Source organism: Mucilaginibacter angelicae, assembly GCF_042434235.1.
GTDB classification, from domain to species: Bacteria; Bacteroidota; Bacteroidia; order Sphingobacteriales; family Sphingobacteriaceae; genus Mucilaginibacter; species Mucilaginibacter angelicae.
In genome coordinates this window covers 299,311-324,698 of the sequence record NZ_JBHLTS010000021.1, presented here as the reverse complement: position 1 = coordinate 324,698, position 25,388 = coordinate 299,311, and the positions used below count along the sequence as shown (strand labels likewise).

At 42.2% G+C, this 25,388-nt stretch carries 16 protein-coding genes; 12 read left to right on the top strand and 4 right to left on the bottom strand.

Translation table 11 applies throughout. From position 1 onward, the window contains the following. Nucleotides 1–67: 67 nt before the first annotated feature. From ACFFGT_RS11060 to ACFFGT_RS11050, 3 genes are all read right to left on the bottom strand, one after another. Nucleotides 68–4,219, bottom strand: coding sequence for a hybrid sensor histidine kinase/response regulator transcription factor (locus ACFFGT_RS11060; protein ID WP_377022588.1), 4,152 nt, complete (start codon nt 4,217–4,219; stop codon nt 68–70). Between the two features lie 213 nt (nt 4,220–4,432). Then, nucleotides 4,433–5,995 (bottom strand): RagB/SusD family nutrient uptake outer membrane protein, encoded by a 1,563-nt coding sequence (locus tag ACFFGT_RS11055; protein WP_377022587.1) that lies wholly within the window; start codon nt 5,993–5,995, stop codon nt 4,433–4,435. 20 nt (nt 5,996–6,015) lie between these two features. Further along, a complete protein-coding gene (locus tag ACFFGT_RS11050; RefSeq protein ID WP_377022586.1) occupies nt 6,016–9,120 on the bottom strand; it encodes a SusC/RagA family TonB-linked outer membrane protein in 3,105 nt (1,034 codons plus the stop codon). A gap of 496 nt (nt 9,121–9,616) precedes the next feature. Here ACFFGT_RS11050 and ACFFGT_RS11045 point away from each other — a divergent pair, with 496 nt between their 5' ends. The 12 genes from ACFFGT_RS11045 (at nt 9,617) to ACFFGT_RS10990 (ending at nt 24,209) form a co-directional block, all read left to right on the top strand. Next, the gene (locus ACFFGT_RS11045) at nt 9,617–10,504 is read left to right on the top strand and encodes a helix-turn-helix domain-containing protein (protein ID WP_377022585.1); all 888 of its coding nucleotides are present in this window, start codon (nt 9,617–9,619) and stop codon (nt 10,502–10,504) included. A 463-nt stretch (nt 10,505–10,967) separates the two neighbouring features. Then, nucleotides 10,968–12,614 (top strand): alpha-L-fucosidase, encoded by a 1,647-nt coding sequence (locus ACFFGT_RS11040; RefSeq protein ID WP_377022584.1) that lies wholly within the window; start codon nt 10,968–10,970, stop codon nt 12,612–12,614. Between the two features lie 8 nt (nt 12,615–12,622). Beyond that, nucleotides 12,623–14,575 (top strand): glycoside hydrolase family 97 protein, encoded by a 1,953-nt coding sequence (locus tag ACFFGT_RS11035; protein WP_377022583.1) that lies wholly within the window; start codon nt 12,623–12,625, stop codon nt 14,573–14,575. 50 nt (nt 14,576–14,625) lie between these two features. Further along, nucleotides 14,626–15,894: an L-fucose:H+ symporter permease gene (gene fucP, locus ACFFGT_RS11030; protein WP_377022582.1), complete on the top strand. Its 1,269-nt coding sequence runs from the start codon at nt 14,626–14,628 to the stop codon at nt 15,892–15,894. Between the two features lie 18 nt (nt 15,895–15,912). Further along, nucleotides 15,913–16,929 (top strand): aldo/keto reductase, encoded by a 1,017-nt coding sequence (locus ACFFGT_RS11025; RefSeq protein ID WP_377022581.1) that lies wholly within the window; start codon nt 15,913–15,915, stop codon nt 16,927–16,929. 16 nt (nt 16,930–16,945) lie between these two features. Then, nucleotides 16,946–17,281, top strand: a complete 336-nt coding sequence (locus tag ACFFGT_RS11020; protein WP_377022580.1) for an L-rhamnose mutarotase — start codon at nt 16,946–16,948, stop codon at nt 17,279–17,281. A gap of 10 nt (nt 17,282–17,291) precedes the next feature. Next, nucleotides 17,292–18,305 carry a zinc-binding alcohol dehydrogenase family protein gene (locus ACFFGT_RS11015; protein WP_377022579.1) on the top strand — a complete coding sequence of 338 codons (1,014 nt, stop codon included), beginning with the start codon at nt 17,292–17,294 and terminating at the stop codon, nt 18,303–18,305. A gap of 452 nt (nt 18,306–18,757) precedes the next feature. After that, nucleotides 18,758–19,561 (top strand): winged helix-turn-helix domain-containing protein, encoded by an 804-nt coding sequence (locus ACFFGT_RS11010; RefSeq protein WP_377022578.1) that lies wholly within the window; start codon nt 18,758–18,760, stop codon nt 19,559–19,561. A 291-nt stretch (nt 19,562–19,852) separates the two neighbouring features. After that, complete coding sequence (locus ACFFGT_RS11005; RefSeq protein WP_377022577.1) at nt 19,853–20,677, top strand: hypothetical protein; 825 nt, start codon at nt 19,853–19,855, stop codon at nt 20,675–20,677. Nucleotides 20,678–21,880: 1,203 nt separating this feature from the next. Next, complete coding sequence (locus ACFFGT_RS11000; RefSeq protein WP_377022576.1) at nt 21,881–22,441, top strand: hypothetical protein; 561 nt, start codon at nt 21,881–21,883, stop codon at nt 22,439–22,441. A 216-nt stretch (nt 22,442–22,657) separates the two neighbouring features. Then, a complete protein-coding gene (locus ACFFGT_RS10995; RefSeq protein ID WP_377022575.1) occupies nt 22,658–22,909 on the top strand; it encodes a formylglycine-generating enzyme family protein in 252 nt (83 codons plus the stop codon). Continuing rightward, nucleotides 22,902–24,209 carry an ankyrin repeat domain-containing protein gene (locus ACFFGT_RS10990; protein ID WP_377022574.1) on the top strand — a complete coding sequence of 436 codons (1,308 nt, stop codon included), beginning with the start codon at nt 22,902–22,904 and terminating at the stop codon, nt 24,207–24,209. Before ACFFGT_RS10995 ends, ACFFGT_RS10990 begins: the two co-directional genes overlap by 8 nt. A gap of 178 nt (nt 24,210–24,387) precedes the next feature. Here ACFFGT_RS10990 and ACFFGT_RS10985 read toward each other — a convergent pair whose 3' ends face one another. Continuing rightward, nucleotides 24,388–25,266 carry an alpha/beta hydrolase gene (locus ACFFGT_RS10985; protein WP_377022573.1) on the bottom strand — a complete coding sequence of 293 codons (879 nt, stop codon included), beginning with the start codon at nt 25,264–25,266 and terminating at the stop codon, nt 24,388–24,390. Nucleotides 25,267–25,388 lie beyond the last annotated feature (122 nt).

The following is a 25,388-nucleotide window of genomic DNA, read 5'->3' as shown; positions in this document are numbered from 1 at the left end:
TAACAAAAAGGGCAATCAGGGATAAAGTTCAGGCTATGATCAACTCATTAAAGGGTTTGTTAAAACGCTACTTATTTTTATTGCTGACATATGCCGACGGAAGGCAGTTAAATTCGGCCTTAAAGCATCGTACAAAATACTTTTGGCTTTTAAAGCCAACCTTGTATGAGATCTGTGATATGGTTAATTGTGAGCTTTCAAGCAATTGCGCGGCGCGCTTCAGGCGGATAGACCGGATCAGGTCTACCGGTGATTTGCCGGTTAAAGCCAATGCTCTTTTATACAAAGTAACCCGGCTTACAAACAACTCACTGCTTAGCTCCTCCACCGAAAAATCGGCATTATCAATATTTTTTTCAATCAATTGCACTGCCTTTTTAATAAAGGCTTCATCAAATGATTCGGTCTCTACTTCTGTAGGCTTAACATCAAGTTGCTTTTGATAAGTTTTGCGCATATCTTCCTGCATAGCCAATATATTCTTCAATTTGGACATCAGGATCTCAAAATTGAAAGGCTTGGTGAGGTAGTCGTTGGCGCCGGTCTCAAGCCCCTGCAGTTGCTGCTCTTCGCCGGTGACAGCGGTGAGTAATACAACTGGTATATGTGATGTTCGTTTATCGTTACGGATTTTCCGGCATAGATCAATGCCGTTCATCTCAGGCATGCTGATATCGCTGACTACCAGGTTAGGATGCAGGGCCAGGCTTTTTTGCCAGCCCTCCTTGCCATTAGCGGCCTCAATGATATTAAAAGTATCACTTAAATTGTCCTTTAAATAAAAACGAAAGTCTTCATTATCTTCAACCAGTAAAACAGTAAGCTTCTTAGTAGTACTACCACTTCCTGCCTGCAACCACGCCTGACTCTCGGTCATCGCAGGACCGGGCGTATTGGTTTTATTAGCAGATACTTGTTCCTCGGCCGTTAAATCAACAGGAAGCAATATGGTAAAACAGCTACCCCTTCCCGCTTCGCTCTCTACTGATATTTCACCATTATGCAGCTTTACAAATTCCTTAGTTATTGATAAACCGATACCACTACCCTGGTTAACCATAGAGCCGGGTACTTCGTTTTGAAAAAAGCGTTCAAAAATCTTGTCCTGTTTATCAAACGGGATTCCAATACCTGTATCAATAACCTTTATTTCCAGCAACCGTTTTTCAGCTGTTTTTTCAGTTATCGCTAATAAAACACTCACATTCCCATCGTCAGGCGTAAACTTAAATGCATTGGAAAGCAGGTTGAATAGGATACGTTCTATTTTATCGTGGTCAAAGTTGATCACCATACTTTGAATCTCCGAATCGAATACCAGCCGGATGTGTTTCTTTTCGGCAACATCCGAGAAGGAATAAACCATCTCCTTAATAAAACTAATAATATCCCCGTTCCGTGCATGCAGCCTGAGTTCCTGCACTTCCATTTTCCTGAAATCAAGTAACTGGTTTACCATATTTAGTAAACGTTTGGCATTACGGTTGATCAATTGCAACTGATGCCTTTGTTCTTCTGTTTCAGTGTGCTTTAAGATCTTATCAACCGGGGCCATGATCAATGATAAGGGGGTTCTGAATTCATGGCTTACATTGGTAAAGAACTTGATTTTCATCATATCAAGTTCATGCATGCGCCTGGCCTCCTGCCGCTCATGCTCAATCAATAATTTTGCCTCCTGCTTCTCTTTTTCAACTTCAAACTGCCTTCTTATTTTTTGAATTCCGCGCCGGCGCATGAAAAAGAGAATTCCAAACAAAAGCAATATATAAATAAAGTAGGCTATTGTTGATTTCCAGAACGGGGGCAACACCTTAATTTTTAACGTTATATAATCAGGATCCCATCTTCCCTCCTGGCTAATTGCGCGCACCTTAAAGGTGTAGTCGCCGCCATCAAGGTTGGTGTATGTAGCTTTTCGTATAGCATTATCCGCATCAAGCCAATCTTTATCAAAACCCTCCATCATGTACTGATGTTTTACCTTATTGGGGTTAAAAAAGTTTAATGCGGCAAATTCAATTGTAAATACATTTTCGCTATGTGTCAATGTCAGTTCACGGGTTGCCGAAATAGCCTTTGACAATACAACATGTCCATTAACCTCTTCATTAGCTGTAATGCTTTTGTTAAACAACAAAAAATCAGTAAAAATCAATCTCGGTTTATATACATTGGCATGTATGGTTAATGGATCGAAAATGTTAAAACCATGCCCGCCTCCAAATATCAATTCGCCTCTACTGGTTTTAAGAGCAGCGCGCGCGTTAAACTCCTTGCCTTGCAGACCATCCGTTTCGTCAAAGTTTTCAAATCTGAAAGCATAAGGCGCTTGCTTTTGGGTAAAGGTTATCCTGCTCAATCCGTTGGCTGTACTTAACCAGATTGTCCCCCGGTTATCCTCCAGGATATCCATTATGGTGTTGTCCGGCAAGCCGTTTTGCGCTGTTAACGACCTGATAAATCCGGTTTCGGGGTTAACAATGCTCAGCCCTTCGCGTGTTGAGATCCAGATAAGACCGCGGCTGTCCTGTGTGATGCAATTTATGCTATTGCTGATCAAACTATTTGTGCCTTTCTTATCAGTATTGTAATGAATGACCCCGCCTTTGTTTTTCAAGATTACATCAGCGCCAAAGTACCCTCCTACCCAGATATTACCTTTCCTGTCCTCAAAGAGTGTGGCTACGTAAGGTGACCGGATATCCGTTTGCTTAAAAGGAGCGGAAAATATCTTTTTATCCCTGTCAAATATTTGAAGTCCTCCGGCAAATGTTCCTATCCATAACCTGTTCGATGAATCTTCAAGAATACTCCATACCCGGTTATCAGCAATACTGCCGGCTACCTTATCATCATGTTTATAATGGATAAATTTTTTTCCGTCAAAACAATCCAGCCCGCCAAAATAAGTTCCTATCCATAATTTCTGATCATGGTCGATACATAAACTAACAATGATATCATTGCTGAGACTGTTTGGGTTTCCCTGCTCGTATTTATATTGCTTAAAGCTGCCGTTTTTACGGTTAAAGTAAATTAGCCCTCCTCCGTTTGTACCAATCCACAGGTTGCCACTTTTATCTTCAACAAACTTGTTAGCATCTTCAAAACTTAAACTTTCGCGATCCGAGGCAAAATGCCTGTATAGCGGAAACCGGATGATATTTTTATGATAATAACTCACCCCCTCTTTAAAAGTACTGGCCCACATAATGCCTGTATCATCTTTATAAAGGATTACGCTGTTTTGACTTAGCGATTTGGCATCATCTTCCCGGTTAAGTAAATAGGTTATCGTGAAATTTTTTTTATCTAATACGTTTATACCGCCATGATCGGTACCTATCCATATCAAACCATCATCAGCCTGGATAATATTGCTAACGATGTTGGATTTTAACTTTGCGCCGGCCGATTCGTCAGTGATATGCCTGAATGTCCCTGATGATGGACTATAATAATATGCCCCCGAATTAAAATTGGATGAATAAAACCATAGATCATTATCCTTGTCTACTGTAATTGAGTAATTCCCATCCTTATTACTGGCAACTTTACTAAAAACATCCGTGCGATAAGCGATTCTATTCTGTTTGATGTCTAATTTCTCAACTACCCCATCGCGATATGCTAACCAGATATTACCAGTTGCATCCTGTGAGATATCTGCAATAAGATTTGAATGCAATGATGCCCCGGAACGATGATGATAATACCGCCTGGTTGTTTTGTTTAATTCATTATACCTGTAGAGGCCGGAATCGGGGCAAACAAACCAAAACTCACCTTTGCCGCTGCGGATTATCTTAGAGACAAAAGGATACCCGGGGATTTTCAAAGAACCGGTCATTAGTGATACATCACCATCAAACTGCTCTGTTTCAGGATCATAAAAACAATATCCACTCCGCGTAGACACCCATAATTTTTTGCCTGGCCCCTCAAAAATACCGGTTATAAAATCATCGATGAGGGACTTTTTATTATAAACATCATGTTTGAATACTTTAAAAGTGTAGCCATCGTAGCGATTAAGGCCCGCTGCCGTGCCGAACCACATAAAACCTTCAGAATCTTTAAAGACGGAATTAACCTGATTGTTAGACAAGCCATTACTTCTATTTAACTGCGAAAATTGATATTTGCCATTTTGCGCAAAAACAGCATGAACAAACAATAACGGGATAATAACGCTTAAGGATATTTTATATCTCATAGCTTAAAGGATCGGGGTATTAATAACATTCAGTCAATAGATTAGGCTATCTGCAACAAAGGCAAAATTTCCGGATATGGCTTTCGTAAATATCGAATTTTGAATGTATAAATTCCCCCTCTATATATATGATAAATCATAGAAAAAATAATATCATTAAAAGGACTGCCTCAATTTAAGGCAGTCCTTTTTTATTCAATACTAATTTACATATTAATACCCGGGATTTTGAACAAGCTCCGGTGCGTTTCTGTCAATCTCAGGTTGAGGAATAGGCCAGAAATCATAATTATCAGCATATTTTGTTTTTACCGACGGGAATAATGGATTTTGAACAAAACCGTTCAATTTCTGTGTTGCTATACCCCATCTTCTCAGATCAAAGTACCGGATCCCCTCCATGGCAAATTCCACGCGCCGTTCATGACGAATTTTTTCACGCAACTGCGCCTGTGACAAACCAGCAGGCAATGCAGGCATATTAACCCGCGCCCTTACAAGGTTCACTGCATTGTAAACACTTGCGTCGGGCCCTGCCACTTCGTTTTGAGCTTCCGCATACATCAGCAAAACATCAGCGTAACGAAGTAAAACAAAATCATTATCGCCTTTTGTCCCGTAATCGGGATCAACCAGTGTAGGGTCAAGCCATTTTTTTACAGGGTAATAGCCCACAATCCATGAATCCTTCCCCGGGGTACCAATGGCATACGATCCTGTAAATGGCCATCCCTGGGCTTTTGTATCACCGGGGAAAAACAGGGTCATACGCATCCGCGGGTCCCTGTTATCATAGGGTTTCCCCTTTACATACACGGCAGAGCTGGTGGTGTCTTTACCATCCGCAGCTTCATATTCATTAACCAGGTCCTGTGTGCCCAGTTCACCTTTCCAGCGCAGTAAAGAAACACTGATGCCGTTATCCTGATGAGACAGGTTCGGCAACTGGTATTTCACCGAAAACATGATTTCAGGGCTGTTGTTTTGAGCCGGTTTATAGAAGTTGCCCGGGTAAGAAGTATTCAAAGAAAACTTTGCACCGGTTATAATTTGGTTGGCGAGGGAGGCAGCCTCTGTATACTTCTTCTCGAACAACAAAGCCCTTACTTTATACCCCTGCGCGGTGCCTTTAACTGCATGCCCGCTACTGTATGCAACATCCGGTAAACCGGCTATTGCCAGGTCCAGGTCGGCTTCAACCAGCTTTAAAACATCGGCCCTGGTCGACTTAGCCATATGTTTGGTGTAATCAAGGGTATATGGGTCTGCTGTGGTAATAATAACATTACCATAGAGTACGGCAAGCCAATAATAATTAAAAGCCCTCAGAAAATATCCTTCTGCTTTGTACTGTTTTAGCTTATCACCTGTAAGAACCTTATCTACATTAGCCAAGAAATAATTAATGGAGGCTATCGCCCTGTAATTATTGACATAATAGGATGATTGATAAAGATTATAGGTATCAAAAACTCCGGCCGACAACCCTGAAGAGAGCGCACTTGATCCACCGCCGTAATTATATTGCCCATAAGAGTTATCACTGAAATTATCCCAGGCTACAACCTGGTACTGCGAAGTAGAATAACTCCCTCCCTGGGCGTATAAAAAGTTGTAACATCCTGTTAAAGCAAGGTCCGCATCGCTTTCAGATTTCCAAAAATTCTGTGTAGATAATTTATCGGGCGGATTAAGGTTCAATGAACTTTTTTTGCAGGATGCCAGCATGACTGATAACATGATCAGCATGAGTATATACTTATTGTAAAGATTCATAATTGTATTCTTTAATTAGGTTAAAGTTTAACAGATGCACCAAAGGTTATTGTCCTGTTCTGAGGATAGGTTACGTAAGTACCGTCTCCTACCCGTTCAGGATCCAATCCAGGATATTTACTGATGGTGAATACATTGTCAGCAGCCACAAAAACGCGGAGGCTCTTAATTGAGATTTTGTTTAGTAAGGCTGTTGGCAAAGTATACCCGAGCTGTACGCTCTTTAACCGAACAAAAGAGGCATCCTTCAGGAAGTAGGTTGAAGGATAGTTCTGTACGGCAGCATAACCGTCAGCGACGTATATCTTAGGCATGGTGTTGGTATGATTGGTCGGTGTCCAGCGGTTCAACCAGTCGGTAGTTGGTACGGAACCCTGCCTGAAGGGCTCGATTCCCCAGCCATTAACATAGGCCTTTTGCCCCTGCGAACCATAGATCTGTGCGCTAAAATCAAATCCTTTATAGCCGGCACCTAAATTAGCCGAATATTGATACGACGGGAATTTGCCGCCTACATAGGTCCTGTCGTTAGCATCAATTTTTCCATCGCCATTTACATCCTTTATTTTTAAATCACCGGGAGTAGGTGTAACCGGCTGTTTTGGAGAATTGTCAATCTCGGCCTGGGACTGAAATATACCATCCCAAACGTACATATAATAAGCATCGAGCTCATGCCCCTCTTCCCTGATCGTGTGATCGCTGATATCTTTCGATCCGTATTTTTCCAGCTTGTTCTTATAGGTTTGCAGGTTTAACCCTATGGTATAGGTAAAATCTTTACCAATTTTGTCATTATACTGAACTGCAAACTCGAAACCTTTATTCCTCAGGGCGCCGTCATTTATTGTTGGAGCATTAAGACCAACGTAGAATGGCACCTGCGATCCTCTTAAAATATCAAACGTATATTTATTAAAATAATCTGCCGAGAAAACCAGCTTGTCGTTAAATATAGTCATATCAATACCTGCATCAACTACCCGCGTAGTTTCCCAGGTAAGGTTGGGGTCAACCAATGTATTGGAAACGAAGCCCGAGGTAGCCGCGCCGCCAAAAGCATAATTAGCGCCGGATAATGTTGATTGATAAGGATAGGTCCCGATATTCTGATTACCCAACTGGCCCCATGAACCGCGGATCTTAAGGTCATTTAACCAGGAAACATCTTTCAGGAAATTTTCTTTTGAAACTCGCCATCCACCCGAAAATGAGTAAAAGGTTCCGTAACGGGTGCTGGATGGTAACCTGGATGTACCGTCATAACGGATGCTTGCGCCAAGCAAATATTTGTCCTGATAGTCATAATTGGCACTACCATATAAGGAACTGATTGCCCATGCCGAAGATGTGCCGCCATTGGTCTGTCCGTCGGTCGGTCCCGCATCAAGTTCCCTCAAAAAGTTGGTTACATACTGCGTTCTTGACGCGTTGAGGTTACTGGCTGTATTTTTTTCCTGCTGATAACCTGCAAATGCAGAGAAGTTGTGGGCTCCGATACTCTTTTTATAGGTCAGCTGACTGTAGTAAACGGTATATAAATTATCCGAATTGCCTACGTTAAGACCAGGCGCTCCGACATCGAGGCTCCCCGCCGGGCTCATATCACTATAATAATACATAGGTATAACAGGCCTGAAATCATTGAATTTATAAGTTCCGTAATTAAAGCCGCCTTTGTTTTCCCATCTCAGTCCTTTGAAAAGATCAATATCCAGCGACAGGTTACCCTGTAAATATTTGTCATCTCCCCTGATGCGTACGTCTTCATTCACAATTGCCACCGGGTTTTTATTGCCCAGTTCATTTGAATAGGCTTTCTTTATCCATTTTCCATCAACCTGCGCCGGGTACAAAGGAGATTGGGCCAGGGCAGAAAGGAATTGGTCACCCGCTCCATTTTCAGGCGTGAGCTTTTTGCCATAGCGCATTTGGATATCACTTCCAAAGGTTATCCTCTTATTAAGCTTTGAGGTTAAACCCAGGGAAAGTGTATATTTTTTATAGTCGAACCCTCTCATTACACCAGGCTGGTTGGTAATACCAATACCTATGCTATAGGTTGTGCTATCTTTACCCCCGCTCATGTTCAAATAATGATTCTGGGTATAAGCAGTGCGAAAGATATCGTTCAGCCAGTTGTGGTTAGGATACTTCACCATGTCTGTTGCGTTTTGATATAAATCGATCTGGGCCTGCGTATACAGTGGTGCCAATGACGAATTGGTGCGGGCTTCGTTCGATAGCTGCATATAAGTTGCTGAATTCGTTACAATATCCGGTAGCTTTGTAGCATTGGAAATGCCGAAATTGTAAGCATATTGAACCGAAAGACTCCCCGCTTTGCCCCTTTTGGTTTTTACAACAATTACGCCATTTGCGCCGCGTGATCCGTAGATAGCGGCCGAGGATGCATCCTTCAATACCGAGATCGATTCTATATCATTTGCGTTAAGCACATCAAGGCTCCCCGGAAGCCCGTCAACAATAACCAAAGGGTTTGAACCCGCGCCACTGAAAGTGCCAGTGCCCCTGATGGTAAGCTGTACGTTTTCGGCCCCCGGTTCACCTGATCCCTGAACAACCTGTAAACCTGGAAGTTTGCCCTGTAATAAAGTTGCAGGAGATGTGGCCACCCGCTTGTTCAGTTCATCGCCGGAAACTGTAACCACGGCACTGGTGAGCTTGTGTTTGCTTTGTGTGCTGTAGCCAACAACAACAATCTCGTTGATACTTTTTGGCTCGGCTATTAACATGACGTTCAATACGCTTGCATTACCAACAACTACTTCTTTGTTTATATAGCCTATATACCTGAATAAAAGGACGGCCTTTTCATTGGGAACGCTAAGCTTGAACTTTCCCTCTATATCGGTAACTGCCCCGTTATTGGTCCCCTTGATCAGGATGCTCACCCCAACTAAAGGTTGTCCTTTTTCGTCAGTTACTTTGCCCGTTATTGCAACCGGGAGGTTGTCATCTTTTAAAATTCTGCCCGCTGTATTGTAGCTTGCATTGCCTTTTGCATATAGTGAACCCGAAAGGCACAATACTGCAAACAGCAACCCGAATGTGAACTTCATTAGCTTATAAAGCACATCGTAATTCTGTATAATTTTATTCATAAATTTGTTTTTTATAAAATGGTTTAATGATTGGAATAAGCCTGGCAGCTATTCCTCAATTGGTTAGGCGTGTTCTCAGCACGCCTGACTTTTTTAACAGGTGCTATATCTTTTTTCTCATAATTAATGGGTTTACAGGTTTAACTAATTGTTATTTACTTGTTATTGGATTGTGATCCTGCTTATAAAGGGTTACGATTATTTTGCAAACCGGCAAGCTTAGTTGCGGGTGGCCTGGAAACATTTCTGAATACTTAAGCATAACACATATGCCCGATAATTTTCATCATCAGTTAAAGCCTCCATTAATGCCCAGGTATTAATGCAAAGTTTTGAGGTATTCCTTCTTTATATTGGTTGATTCAAACCTACAGTAAACCACCATCTGAAAATTTGATTGAAATGGACTTTTTTTTGTAAAAACCCGACTTTCTTATATTTAAAGCATTCATATACACTCCGGTATATCAAAGCAATTTGCATATTTGTGATCCAGATGATTAAAAGAAATTTACAACACACTTTCTCACTCCTTAACGTTGACTATGTGAGGCTTAACTGTAAATGGAATTACAGGAATGTGATCAGCCCTTACTACCGTATTTATTATATAGATGATGGAGAAGGTGAAATATCAGATGCAGCCAGTTCATTAAAGCTTGAACCAGGCTATCTGTACATCATTCCGAGTTTCACCTTGTGTAATTTAGGGTGCAGTGATTATCTGGGCCAGTTTTTTGTTCAGTTTTTTGAAGATTCGATAGATGGAAGCTCGCTTTTTGCCAATAACAGGGCTGTATTGAAAACAAAGGCTACCGAAATGGATATTAACCTTTTTAACCGGTTACTTCAAATTAACCCGGGTAGAGGAATTAACCGGTCGGACAATCCCAAGGTATATGAAAAAGACATTTATTATAAAGAATACCAGGAGCTTAACAACCAGCAAAACATTTCAACATACCTGGAAACCCAAGGCATCCTGATGATGCTAACCGCGAAATTTCTGAACCCACAGTTGTTCAAAAACCCGGAGCATAAACTTATCCCGGTAAAAATTGCAGAAACATTAAATTACATCCTTGTTAATTTACACATGGATCTTTCGGTTCAGTTGCTCGCATCCCGCGCAAATCAAAATGTCGATTACTTTTCAAGGCAATTTAAACAGTACACGGGGACCAGGCCATTAAATTATATCAATGAAAAACGCGTTGAGCGTGCACAGTATTTGATGGCGACAAGCCGGATGTCCTATTCGGAAATTTGTACTCAAACCGGATTTGATAACCTTTCTTATTTTTCCAAAACCTTCAAAAAACTCACCGGTATGTCGCCCAGTGAATATAAAAAACAGATGTACCAGGTTGGTTTTAATCATTGATCAATGAGGTATCGTAATGGCAGAGGAAACATGGCTGTTATCAAAGATCAGCATGGTCTGAAATAACCATCGCCAATGTTTTTATAAGTACCAGGCCATAAACAATCAATGTGCAATAGCTTGTACAAGCTATTAGTTTCATTTTAACAATAACCAACACTAAATAAACCAGTTATAAACAGAACCAAAATATAAATTTCGATTTAGCAACTTCGATTCATTTCGATAATTCGCATTTCCCCGTGTGCAAAAAAGTCGGTTTTATACAAAAAAAAGTCCCATTAGGTCAATTATTTAGTTATTATTTCAGAGAAATTTGGATGATTATCAATTATTGATCCGACAACGCGAATTGCTGATTAACCAATTATAGATAACCAAGTATAGAAATTAACTTAAAGTTCCGGCTATTCATCCGTATGGCTGATCGGCATAACTGTTTTTTCTAACCGCCAAAATAATTATGAAAAGAAGAACATTAATAAAAGGCTTAGCCACAGGATTCTCTTCCTTGTATCTGTCAAGGGCATTTGGCAGTAGTTTGCTGCAACAAAATTTAAATGCTGACATCGCCTCCGGCCCTTTTAAACCCGATTGGGATTCATTGGCCCAATACCAGGTACCTGATTGGTTTCGTGACGCCAAGTTTGGCATATGGGCACACTGGGGCCCGCAATGCCAGCCCGAACGTGGCGACTGGTATGCGCGCGGCATGTACCAGGAAGGTAGCGACCAGTATAAATACCATGTTCAGAAATATGGCCACCCTTCAAAATTTGGCTTTAAAGATGTTATTAATGAATGGAAGGCCGAGAACTGGAACCCAGATGAACTGGTAGGCTTGTACAAACAGGCAGGCGCCAAATATTTTATGGCACTGGCCAATCACCATGATAACTTTGACCTTTACGATAGCAAATACCAAAGCTGGAACTCCACCAAACTTGGCCCCAAAAAGGACCTGATTGGCGGCTGGGCCAAAGCAGCTAAAGAACATGGACTGCCTTTTGGTGTAACGGTACATGCTTCCCACCCCTGGACCTGGTACGAGGTTGCACAGCGAGCAGATAAAAGCGGACCGTATGCAGGCATCCCCTACGATGGTAAACTCACCAAAGCCGATGGTGCCGGTAAATGGTGGAGCGGCTATGACCCTCAGGAATTATATGCGCAAAATCATGAATTAAGCAAGGATAGCCTTAATGACAACAGCATGGGTGCTCACTGGGATTGGGGCAATGGCGCAAGCGTGCCCAACAAGGCATATTGTGATAAGCTCCTGAACCGCACCATAGAGCTGATTGACAAGTATGGCCCCGAACTGATCTATTTTGACGATACCGCATTACCTCTTTGGCCGGTAAGCGATGCCGGCTTAAAAATAGCAGCTCATATGTACAATACCAGTATTAAAAAACATGGTAAACTACAGGCTGCATTGTTTGGCAAAGTATTGAATGAGCAGCAGCGTAAATGTATGATATGGGATATAGAGCGCGGACAGAGCAACCAGATAGAACCTTTGCCATGGCAAACGGATACCTGTATTGGTTCCTGGCACTATGATCGCCGCATATTTGACGATAAACACTATAAAAGTGCCAAAACGGTGGTTCATACCCTGGTTGACATCGTAAGCAAAAACGGCAACCTGCTCTTAAACATACCATTACGTGGAGATGGCACCCTCGATAGCGAGGAACGTGCGGTAGTTGACGGTATAGGTGCCTGGATGCAGGTTAACAGCGAGGCAATTTACGGTACCCGGCCCTGGAAAGTATTTGGTGAAGGTCCGGCAACAGATTCGGCGGCACCTATCAACGCGCAGGGCTTTAATGAAGGCAAAGGCAAGCCGTTCGGGGCCGAAGATATCCGGTTTACTGTAAAAGGTAAAACCCTTTATGCTACTATACTGGGTTGGCCGGCCGGGAATGAAGCCATTGTTAAAAAGTTAGCAAAAGGTAAGGAAGCAGGCAACATAAGCAGTGTAAGCCTGCTTGGAAACGACAAGTTGAGCTTTGAGCAGACTGAAGCGGGACTGAAGGTAAAAATGCCTGAAAATGCTCCGTGTAAAGATGCATTCGTTTTAAAAATAGAAGGAGCCGTTTAATCTATATCATGAACAAGAAAACTTTTTACGTACTGATCACTGCCGTTTCACTGGCAGCTCCTTCTTTAGCGCAAACTTTTAAGCTGGTATCGCCCGATAAAAAAAACGTTGTGGAGATAAATAACACCAACGGCCTTCAATATACTGTTTCCAGCAATGATTTAACAATCATCCATCCCTCTTCATTAGGTTTCGAGTTTAAAGATGAACCGGCTATCGGCACCAATATGACTGTAACCGGTCATGTGGAGCATTCCGTTAACCAAACCTGGGTACCGGTAGTAAAAACAAAGCACGGAACCGTAACCGATCGTTATAATGAACTGGAGCTGTCACTGGTAGAAAAATCAGGCCCCATGCGCCGGATGAAGATCTGGTTCAGGGCTTATGACGACGGGGTTGCCTTTCGCTACCAGTTATTCGGGGCTGATAACATCGGCGACCGACAGATTATAAGGGAATTGACCAGTTTCAATTTACCGGCAAAAGCAAAGACCTGGGTAGCAGACTATGGCAGTTATACCTCCTCCCAGGAGACTGAATTTCAACCCAAATACCTAAACCATATCACAGAAAAAACAATTGCCGGCTTACCCCTGCTGGTAGAATTAGATCAGAGCCATTATACGGCAATTACAGAAGCTAATATTGATAACTATCCCGGGTTTTACATAGGCTCGCTAAAAACAGACACCGGGGCAACCGATAAAGTTGATCTGGTTACTAAATTATCCCCTCTGCCCGGCGAAAATGAGAACGGGGTTAAGGCTCGCTTCACTAATAATCTGCTTACACCCTGGCGTGTAGTAATGCTGGCAGCTTCGCCCGGTAAATTAATCGAATCGGAACTGATCCAGAACCTCAACCCTGCCTGTGCGCTGAAAGATGCAAGCTGGATCAAGCCTGGCATGAGCGCCTGGGATAACTGGTGGAGCGGCGATGTAAAGATGGATATGCCTACGATTAAAAAGTACATAGACCTGGCATGGGCACAGCATTGGCCTTACATGCTTATTGATTGGCAATGGTATGGTGCGTTTAACAAGCCGGAAGCGGATATTACCCAACCTGCCCCGCAATTGAACATGCCTGAAATTTTAGCTTATGCCAAAGCCAAAAAGGTTAAATGCTGGCTTTGGTTATACAGCTCGGATGTTAACCGGAATGATAATTTTGAAAAAGCTTTCCCAATTTATCAGCAATGGGGCATTGCCGGGGTTAAAATTGATTTTATGGACCGGGACGATCAGCAAATGGTAAACTGGTACCGTAGGATCATTAAAACAGCCGCGCAGTATCACCTGATGGTTGATTTTCATGGAGCTTATAAACCCGATGGCATTGAGCGTACCTATCCGAACATGATAACCAGGGAAGGGGTTTTAGGAGAGGAATATTCCAAGTTTTCAACCCGGATAACAGCAGGGCATAATACCACTTTGCCATTCACCCGTATGCTGGCAGGACCAATGGATTATACTCCCGGCGGCTTTTTAAACGTAAAGAAGAGTGAGTTCAGAAAAGGCAGTCCTACACAGGTAATGAACAGCCGCTGTGCCGAGCTGGCAAAATTTGTGATTTACGAAAGCCCGTTTACAGTTTATTGCGATGCACCTGAGCACATACTGGGCAAGCCCGGAGCCGATTTTTTAAACAATATACCTACCGTTTGGGACGACACGAAAGTACTCGGCGGTTATCCGGGCGAATATATCATTGTTGCCAAAAGAAGTGGGAAAGATTGGTATATAGGCGCAATGACCAACGACTCGGAAAGGACAATTCAATTAAAAATGGACTTTTTACCGGTGGGTAAATATACATTGTCATCATGGGCTGATGTATTATCATCCCCTCAAAGTTTAGCCCGGTCTGAAGAAAAGGTATCGGGAAGTTCGGCTATGAATATCCATTTGGATACCTCGGGCGGATGGGTAGCCAAAATTACAGCCAATAACTAAGCATGCCCCTTTCATCCGGCAACAAAAACGTAAAACACAATTATCCGATCATGACAAAGAATAAAACTCTTTTTCCATTTATATTAATAACCAGTTTATTCTTTTTATGGGGTTTCGCCCATAACCTCGACCCTATATTGATACCGCATTTAAAAAAGTCATTTACGCTTACAACAGTCCAGGCTACACTGGTAGATTCTGCTGTATTTATTGCTTACTTTTTGATGGCTTTGCCGGCAGGCTTTATCATGAAAAAATATGGTTACAAAACAGGCATTATAACCGGTCTGCTTGTTTTTGCATTCGGCTCTTATTTATTTATACCAGCGGCAAATACCCAACAGTACACATTTTTCCTGGTAGCCTTGTTTATCATTGCCTGCGGGTTAACCATTTTAGAAACCGCCGCCAATCCTTACGCTTCTTCATTAGGAGATCCGGCAACCTCTATACAAAGGCTTAACTTTGCCCAATCATTTAACGGGCTGGCTGCCACCCTGGCCCCGATAATCGGTGCACGTATTATCCTCACTAAAGGGTATACCGCCGCACAATTGAGCATTATGACAGAGGGTGGCCGAAAACTGGCGCTGGCCGCCGAGGCTTCTTCCGTGAAAATGCCTTATTTTATTTTAGGTAGTGTACTCGTATTTATCGCCATACTTTTTGCTTTTACCCATCTGCCCCGGATCCAGCAACATGAAGGGCACACGGCCAGTAAAAACATTTTCCATGCCTTAAAGCACCGTCATTTAGCCTGGGGTGTTGCCGCGCAGTTTTTTTATGTAGGCGCGCAGGTTTGTGTATTTAGTTTATTTATCCTTTATGCAACAAAATCTGCGGGCATCACAGAAGTAAAAGCAGCAGACTATCTGGGATTATGTGGTTTTGCATTCCTGATCGGCAGGTTTATCGGCACCTTTTTGATGCGGTATTACAGTTCGGCCATTTTACTTGCTGCCTATGGGGGTATTAATATCTTACTTTGCGCAATAGCCATTTTAAGTCATGGTATGATCACCGTTTATACGGTGATGGCAATATGTTTCTTTATGTCGATCATGTTTCCAACCATTTTTGCACTGGGCATAAAGGGATTAAAGGGCGATACCGAATTCGGCAGCAGCCTGATCATTATGTCCATTGTCGGCGGTGCCATTTTACCAAGGGTGTTCGGTTACATCAGCGATGTAACCGGTAATATTCAGTATGGCTATTTGGTACCATTGGTGTGCTTTGCCGTGGTGGCATTTTTTGGATTAAAAGGCCATCGTGTAAAAGTGGAACCGGAAAGTGTGCCGGTTTCAGCTATCCTTTAACCATAACCCATTTTCAATATGCAAGAGATCAATCTGCCTAAAGTAATTTTTGGAACCAGCGGGTTAGGAAATTTATATGTAGCGCTTTCTGATGAGGTTAAATGTGCAATAGTTGCCGAAAGTATCAGGCATTCGCCCAAACCAGCAGTATTTGACTCTGCCGGTAAATATGGCGCGGGGCTCGCGCTCGAATCGCTTGGAAGATCTTTAGCACAATTGAAGGTAAACCCATCGGATGTGCTCATCAGCAATAAATTAGGTTGGCTGCGTACTGCATTAAAAACTCCCGAGCCTACTTTTGAACCGGGCGTTTGGCGTGACCTGAAATACGATGCTGTTCAACGAATAAGTTATGAAGGCATCCTGGAATGCTATGAACAAGGGAATGAACTGCTGGGCAACTACCCTGCAAAACTGGTATCCGTACATGACCCGGATGAATATCTTAATGCAGCAAAAGATGAGCACGAACAAGCACAACGCTACCGTGACATATTAGAAGCTTACCGCGCGCTGAATGAGTTGAAACGGGATGGCAAAGTAAAGGGCATCGGTGTAGGCTCGAAGGACTGGCGGATCATCAAAAAAATCACCTATGATATAAAGCTGGACTGGGTAATGATAGCCAATAGCATGACAGTTCACAGCCATCCCCCGGAATTAATAGAATTTATGCAGGAACTTGAAAAGCAAGGGACTTTAATTATTAATTCTGCAGTTTTTAACGGTGGATTTTTAACCGGGTCCGCTTATTATAATTACCGGTTAACTGATCCGGTAAAAGACAGGCATTTATATAACTGGAGGGAGTTGTTTTATGGTTTATGCGCAGATTATAAAATAAAACCGGCAGATGCCTGTGTGGCTTTTGGGTTAAATGGGCCTGGAGTTAAAAGCATTGCCCTGAATACAACCAATCCTGACAGGGTATCACAAAATGTTGCGTTGGCTTATTTAAAGGTGCCAACACAATTTTGGAAAGAGATGAAACAATACGGTTTAGTTGACGAATCATACGCTTCCATATATCTGTAAAAAGTTAAATATCACTATGAAAAGATACTGTTTGGCCCTTGATTTAAAGGATGATCCGCAATTAATAGCAGAATATGAACATTGGCACAAGGCAGAAAATAGCTGGCCGGAGATACGTAAAAGCATACTGGATGCAGAAATCCTCGATATGCAGATCTATCGCACCGGAAACCGGTTGTTTATGATCATGGAAACGAGCGATGACTACGAGGCAAAGAGAAAAGAAGCGATGGACGCGCTTAACCCCAAAGTACAGGAATGGGAACAGTTGATGTGGCTGTTTCAGCAGCCCCTCCCCTGGGCAAAGGACGGGGAGAAATGGGTACTTATGAAACAGATTTTTAAGCTTTAAAACAGATTGTATGCAGGTAATAGTTTGCGAGGAACCAGGGCAGCTGGCTTTCAAAGAACAGGAAAAGCCGGAAATTAAAGAAGGCTATGCACAGATCAGGATCAGGAGAATTGGTATTTGCGGAACAGACCTACATGCCTTTGAGGGTACCCAGCCATATTTTAACTATCCCCGCATTCTGGGTCATGAGCTTTCAGGCGAATTAGTTGAAACAGGCAGCGCGCAAGGTTTTCAAAAAGGAGACATTGTTACATTTATCCCCTACTTCAACTGCGGCTCTTGTATAGCCTGCAGATCCGGTAAGCCCAATTGTTGTGCAAAGATCAATGTTTGCGGTGTACACATTGATGGTGGAATGGCCGAATATCTGAATGTACCAGCATACTCGCTTGTACATGGCGAAGGTTTAAGCAGTGATGAGCTGGCTTTAGTGGAACCCCTGGCGATAGGTGCACATGGTGTCAGGCGTGCAGATGTAAAACCTGGTGAATATGTTCTGGTAATAGGCGCAGGCCCGATAGGCCTGGGGATCATGGAATTTGCCCGTATCGCCGGTGGCAGGGTGATTGCAATGGATATAAATGCCGGGCGGCTTAAATTTTGCAGCGACAAATTAAAGGTTGATCACGCCATCAATGTATTGGACGGAAACGTGATGGAACGATTAGCAGAAATAACACAGGGCGATATGCCTACTGTGGTTATAGATGCAACCGGCAGTTTAAATGCAATTAATACTGGTTTTAACTACATGGCACACGGGGCGAGATATGTACTCGTTGGCTTGCAAAAGGGTGAGATCAAAGTTAGTCACCCCGAGTTCCATAAACGCGAGGCGACACTGATGAGTAGCCGGAATGCAACCAGGGAAGACTTTGAGCATGTGATCACATCAATAAAAAAAGGGCTGGTGCAGCCTGCAAATTATATTACTCATCGGGTACGTTTTGATGAAGTGGAAGATAATTTTAAAAATTGGCTTGACCCGGCAAATGGGGTAATTAAAGCAATGATAGAGGTTTAAGCTATGTAATCAATAAAATCATAAAAGGCGAAAACCCAATAAGATTGTTGAAAAACGTCGAATCAAAAAATACTCGCAAATTGTTAATTGGTTGCCAACTGAAATAAAAATTAACAAACATCAGGAACAAAGTATATACGGGTATGTATTTCATAATTTATCCATTTAATATTGGTAATAGCTGCACGGTTCCAATAGCGGTCAATGTGGCACCCTTCTTTCATTTTTCGGCAAACACTAAGGCATTTTTTCATATCCTATCAAAGTGATCCAGCGAAATTACTTTAATATCTTTCAGCGCGGGGAGTTTGGATTGTAAATAAAAATGCAAACTTTGTAAATAAAAACCTGACAATATGCATCCTGGTTCAATTCTCCTCCCCGGAAAACGCAGATACCTGTTCGGGTTGATGCTACTGCTATTTATCGCCATAATCTGCGTGGCTTTCAGTATGGAGAATAGTGACGATTTTGATATTTCCAGAAGGGAAGTTTTACTTCGCAAAATAGGGCATGAATTGCTCTTACAGTCGGGTGACAGTACCTCAAGGGTGCTGCCGGTAGAAAAGATTGCGAAAAATGAATACCAGATCAGGTTTGAGAAGGAGCTTACTTTTCAAACCGACTCGTTGGTAAATACCACCGGGCGTTTGTTGGCCAAAGACCCACTCAAAAGTGATTATATTGTTAACGTTCTGAACCCTAACAACTACAGTGTGGCTTACGGCTACGCCATATCCCAAAATAAGAAAGATGATATTATAGCCTGTATAGGAAGAAAGCAGCCCAAAGCACGTTATATGATCAACGTTAAATTTAAAACGCTGGGAGTAATTACAGCAAAAAGGGGATATTTGTTGGGTAGCCTGCCACTTTTAGCATTTGTTGGTTTTCTTTTTTTGAGATCGGTTAAGCCGCGTAGAGCCTTACCTGAGGATGGTGATGGTCAGAATGCGAACATGATTACTTTAGGCTCAGCTTTGTTTGATGCGAAGAATCGGAAGCTGATAATAAACCGACAAACAATAGACTTGACTGGAACTGAAACGCGTTTGTTGCTCATTTTCGCATTGGCTCCTAACCAGACTATAGAGAGAAGCCGGCTGCAAAAAGAGATCTGGGAAGATGAAGGTATTATTGTGGGGCGTAGTCTGGATATGTTCATATCAAAACTTAGAAAAAAATTGGAAATTGATCCGAACAGCAAAATTGTTGTTATACGCGGCAAAGGATATAAGCTTGAGATTAGATCATAAGAACGCTTAATCCGCTTTAGCTTTGTTTGTTCTAAATGTAAGTCATTATATCCGTTAGGCCAAACACTGCGTATAGAAGCCCCAAAAGCCGTTTTTCCTGAAAGAAACGGCTTTTTTTGAAGTGCACCAAAATGTGTAATTTACGCATCATTTTTTAGATGATGTGCAGCTTCTTGCAACCCTATTAAAGGATTTTGATATACCCTAATGGGTAGCATCTGCACCACCACGTATACAAAATCCGCAAGGTTATTTATATTCACGAAATATTTACCAACCTTTTCACCATTAATGAAAGAGCTGTTTACATTAATTATCCTATTTATACTGGCGCAAAACGCAACAGCACAAAAAAATGCGCTCAGACAGATTGCTGATAGCATTTACGCAGAGGGGGAAATGCTTTATCGTTCCGAATGGGCATCGGGAAATAGTACACAGATTTTCACCACCGGATTCGGCGCGAAGAAGCTGCTATCTGGCGGATATTTTTCTTATGAAACCCCAAAAGGAATGGCCACTACCTTTTTTTCTAAAAATGAGGATCCAGTAGTATTAGCGACAGTTAAGTTCGATCATGGTTTAGATTCGTCCAAATACAGCATAGACACAATAACAAGAAAATTCACGGAAAATGAAAAAGCGCTCTATACCATCCGGTCAAAAGCCGCGCAGGCTGTTTTAAACGACACGCTTTTTAAATTTTATCAGCATACCAGTTTAAATCTTGTTCCTATTGTAAAAAATGGGGCAAAAAGAGTATATGTCATTACTGCCCAAACCGTACCGGATGAAGTACTATTAGGAAATGATTACCTGATTAATTTCAACGAAGACAATGATATAATTAAAGAAACAAAGCTTCATAACAATCTTATCCCCCTGGGAACTGGCGGTAAAGATCCGATAAAAGCATCTTCACATCAACATTTAGGTGAAACAAGTCTATTTATAACCGCGACAGATATTTGTGCATTTAAATTATGGAAGGCAAAGACAACTTGGGTGATCAGTTTCGTTGTCTCAGCCGGGTATGTATCTGCATGGCACTTTCACGATGAGTTTTTAGAAATTCTAACCCAAGACGAATGGCAAAAAATAATGAAAAATAAATAGCACAAACTACCTACGCGTTCTGAATCCAAAATAGCAAATTCTACTTTCACAAAACCATCGACAGTTGTTGAGGGATAAAGCATAAAAAAACCCTCTAAATAAGCTATTTCGAGGGTTCAGGGTGATAAAAATCCCTTATTTGTGCACCCACCTGGGCTCAACAGGGTTCGTTATATCTATCAGATTGATTGGAATTACATCCGAGCCAAACTGAAAACATTATATTGACTTTTGTTTCTTTTGTCAATGAAGTTTGTCCAATATGAGTGCAAGTCATTATGCTAAATTATATAAACTTCGGGCATGCTCAATTCGTTTAGTATTACTACCTCATTTTGATATAACACGTTATATTAAAGTCTGTGCGACTCGATAATTTCTCGGCTTACATACGTTTTTTGTCGCCAGTCGATTTTTTTATTATAATACTTTTACTTAGTAGCTTGCAAACCCCAACAGGTATCGCTTAAGCTTTTCAATATGCACCGTGCATTTCGAATTTCACCTTATTTGCTGGGTGTTTCGGAGATATGTTACACCCTATTCCGTGGCAAACTGACCACCTGTTTTGCTGGCAAAGAAATGCAGCAGATGCTTTAGCAGCATGAAACAAAGATAGTTTATTTACCTCTTTCCAATTAGCCTGGTGCTGTTCATGCTTTTTTTTAGAAGCTTGAATACATAAGAGCTACCGGATATCCTTTCTGGTGATCATCGTTCATCGCGTTAATAGAGGCTCTACAGCACGATTTTGCCTGCCTAATCAGGCTCCCGATCAAATTGTTCATCCGGCAACCCTATTTGGCTTCTAAACAGCACAGCCAGTATCTAAAGCATAACTTCAAAAAAGGGGTGGTCAGTTTGATCCGGAATACCCTGGTCACTTTGAACCCGGAACGGATGGTCACTTTAAATCGGAATTAGGTGGTCAATTTCAGCGGAATCTCCACTACACGGGCTTTAACACAGTTGTAACACACCCGTGTGCAATTCAACAAAAAAACGTGTAAATCCTGTTACAAAAGTGTTACAGCAACAGTGCGACGAAGGATCCTATTCCGCTTTTAAAGATAAAAAAAGGCCATTTCTGATGCAGAAACGGCCTTTTTTAGAAGCGCACCTAAATATGCGCTTCTCGAATCATTTTATGGATGATTTAAAAATGTTAGTAGCTTTGGTATTATAGCAACCTTATTTATTAAAATGACAGGATACTTTAAAGGCAGAAGCGAAACAAGTGTCAGTTCAAAATCTACTAATAAAAATGTATTGTCTGTCTATGTTAAAATTTTAGAGAATGCATATAGCGACAGTGACTATTGGTATTTAACAGGCAATGATTTTTTACTTGATAAGTTGTACGACCTTGATGATTTGGACTTGCTCGAACTAAGGCATGATTTATGCAATTGGGCACCCAATGAATTGGAAATATTTTCGGGTGCTTTGGAAAGTGATTATAGCGGAAGCCACGATGACTTGCTTCCTAAAAGAATCTATTTGTACGGATATCTTATGACATTGGCTAATCAATATTTGGACATAGATAAACGAATAGCAGCAAGATTAATTAACATTAATACAGACTTTATTTCAGAAGGATATCTTAAAGACAAGAGATTGTTAGAAGAAATAAAAAAGACACTTAATAGTGTTGAAATTGTACCTGGAATTATCGGTGATCCAACCAAGTGCTATATGGACATAGTGAGATTTGCTTTGATTAAAAATACAATTCAAAAACTATTTGATGCAGCTAATTAAACAAAAAGGGACTCGCAACTTGCGAATCCCTTGCGGTGCACCTAAATATGCGCTTTTCGAATCATTTTATGGATGATTTGATAAAATTAGCTACGATTTCGAGGTAGTAAAAGGACTTTAGCTTAAAGCTATTGTGTCGATTAAATAGTGTCAATTAGCACTAATACGTTAACTTATTAGTGCTAATTGACACCACTTATTTTCAAAAAGGAGTCTATGTGTTGTAAACTACACTTTACTTGTGGCAATCTCTGGGAATGGTGTCAGGATTGGTTCATCCGGGATAGGAACCAAATTCCCAAAGACGGCAAGGCTTATACGGCACCCACCGGGAGCAAAGTTTTGCGCGGCAGTTGCCATCATAACGTGGCCGTTCATTGTACCAATACCATGCGGTACGAGATACCACCGGATAACATTGACGGCTGTATCGGTTTTCGCATAGCTTTATCTTTAAATAATGACTGAATTACCTCCAAATATTCACGCTGCTTATATCGCTGCCGCTATATGGCACGGTTCGGCTGACGAGGCAGATGAGCTGTTGGTCAAATACCCTAAGCTCAATTCCGGCGATATCTTCACCGCTGCTATTTTGGGCGACGAAGAAAGTGTAGCACATTATTTATCGCAAGACCCGTCAGGTGCTACCGCCACTGCCGAACCATTCGGCGGAACTGCGCTGACCTATCTTTGCCTGTCCAAATATTTGCGGCTGAAAAAGCGCTCTGAACAGGGCTTTCTAAAAGCCGCCGAACTGCTGATCAACGCAGGTGCGAATCCCAGTGCCGGTTTCTGGCATAACGGGGAATTTGAGACTGCGCTGTATGGGGCTGCAGGTGTCGTACAACACGCCGGGCTGACGCAATTATTGGTTGACAGTGACGCTGAGGTCAATGATGAAGAAGTTTGTTATCATTCGCCGGAAACGTATGAAAATGAGGCTCTGCAGGTCGTAGTCGAAACCTGCAGATTAAGCGAAGAAAACCTGTCCATGATGCTGGTCCGCAAACATGACTGGCATGATTACGAGGGTGCCAAATACCTGCTGGCGCATGGCGCGAACCCCAACGGCAGCCGCCAGCGAGGCTGGTACCCAATGCACCATGCGCTGAAAAGGATCAATGGCCCGGATATGTTCGAATTACTGCTCGATCACCAGGCTGACCCGTATCTTATAAGTGATGGCTTAACCGTTATCGCTCGGGCAGCACGGGAAGGGCGCCGGGATGTGCTGGAAATGATCAGGGAACGTGGTTTTGATTTTAAACTGGCTGGTGTGGATGAATTGATCTGCGCCTGCGCACTGGGTGACGAAGAACGAATGAAGCTGCTCGTAACCAAAAAACTACAGCAGCAACTCTTGTTTATGGCAGGTACCCTGCTGGCCCAATTTAGTGCCGGTGGTAACTTCACAGGCACTAAATTATTGCTGGACCTCGGCTTACCGGTCAATGCGCCTTACCTGGAAGGCGACGGTTATTACGGTACACCAACCAATAGTTTGCCCATCCATGTGGCAGCCTGGCATCATTATCCATCCATCGTCCAAGTGCTGATAAATAACGGTGCTGCCATTAATGTGCCAGATGCCAATAACGATACACCGCTGATGCTGAACGTAAGGGCCTGTACCCGGTCGTACTGGACAAGGCGGCGCTCACCTGATGCCGCAGCGGCGTTGTTAAAAGCAGGTGCCTCAACTGCCGGAGTGCCGTTTCCCTGTGGTTATAAAGCTATTGATCAGTTACTGGAGAGCTATCGATAATCAAACCCTATAAATTAAGTCTCGGTCTGCCGATAGAGGTCGCCAATAAAGTGATCCCGACAATCGATAAGGTTTGGGAAATTTTATTGGCCAGCCGTGAGGGAGACCTCCTTAAAGTCAAAACTTACTAACGAATACCCCGAACATTCCACATCTCTCCAATAACCACTATACAATTCTATTTTTTTATTTCTTTTAAAAAACCATTGTCAACCAACCAAAGCTGTACCTGCGCTGGCCATTCTGTAAAAGAACCTTTATTTGTTTCCCTGATCCCGAACCCATGACCAACACTTGAATAAATATGCAACTCAGCCGGTACGCCGGCTTCTTTATACTTAAGATACAGCTGGGCTACTCCTTCTGATATATCCTTTCTGTCTTTATAACCGCCGGCAATAAACACAGGTGGAGCTCCCGGGCCTACAGTAAGTCTGTGAATATTACCGGGATAAATTAAACATTGAAAATCGGGCTTATCACTTTCACTATCGATAGCATCTTTCACATTTTGATCTTTTGCCGTGTAGCGCATCGCCGCTAATGCCGCGAGCTCACCACCTGCAGAAAAACCCATAACCCCTATCTTAGCGGTATCAATCCCCCATTCTTTGGCCCGGGTTCTTACTAATCTTATTGCACGCTGAATGTCAGTAACTTCTTCCTTATCAACCGTATAGGTTGAGTTGGTATCGCGCGCCAGGCGGTATTTCAAAACAAACGCGGCAATGCCATGATCTCTGAACCACTTCGCCGGGCTATAGCCTTCATGGCTTATCCAAAGCTCGCTGTGCCCCCCTCCGGGTGCAATTATGATAGCAGTTCCGGTAGCGTTGCCCGGGTTGGGCAAATAGGGTGTTAAAGAAGGCTTATGTACGCTTGAAATTACAATGTCCCCTTCGTTGGTAACGCGTGTTTTTTGAGGGGCTGTTTTTCCTTCAGATCCCGGAGCACCATTGGGCCAAAGCAGTATCTCTTTAGGCTCTTCAGTAACCGCGACCATGGCGCACAATAAAAAAAATGCAAAAATTGATTGCAATAGCACTTTGTATTTCATAACAGTAAGGTATTTATCTTTATAAATTGGTTTTGAAGATTTGCAAAGGCTAAATAACTGTAAATAAACCCTGTTTAATTGTTCTATTGATTATCATTTTAGTGCAAATGATCTCTCGATGT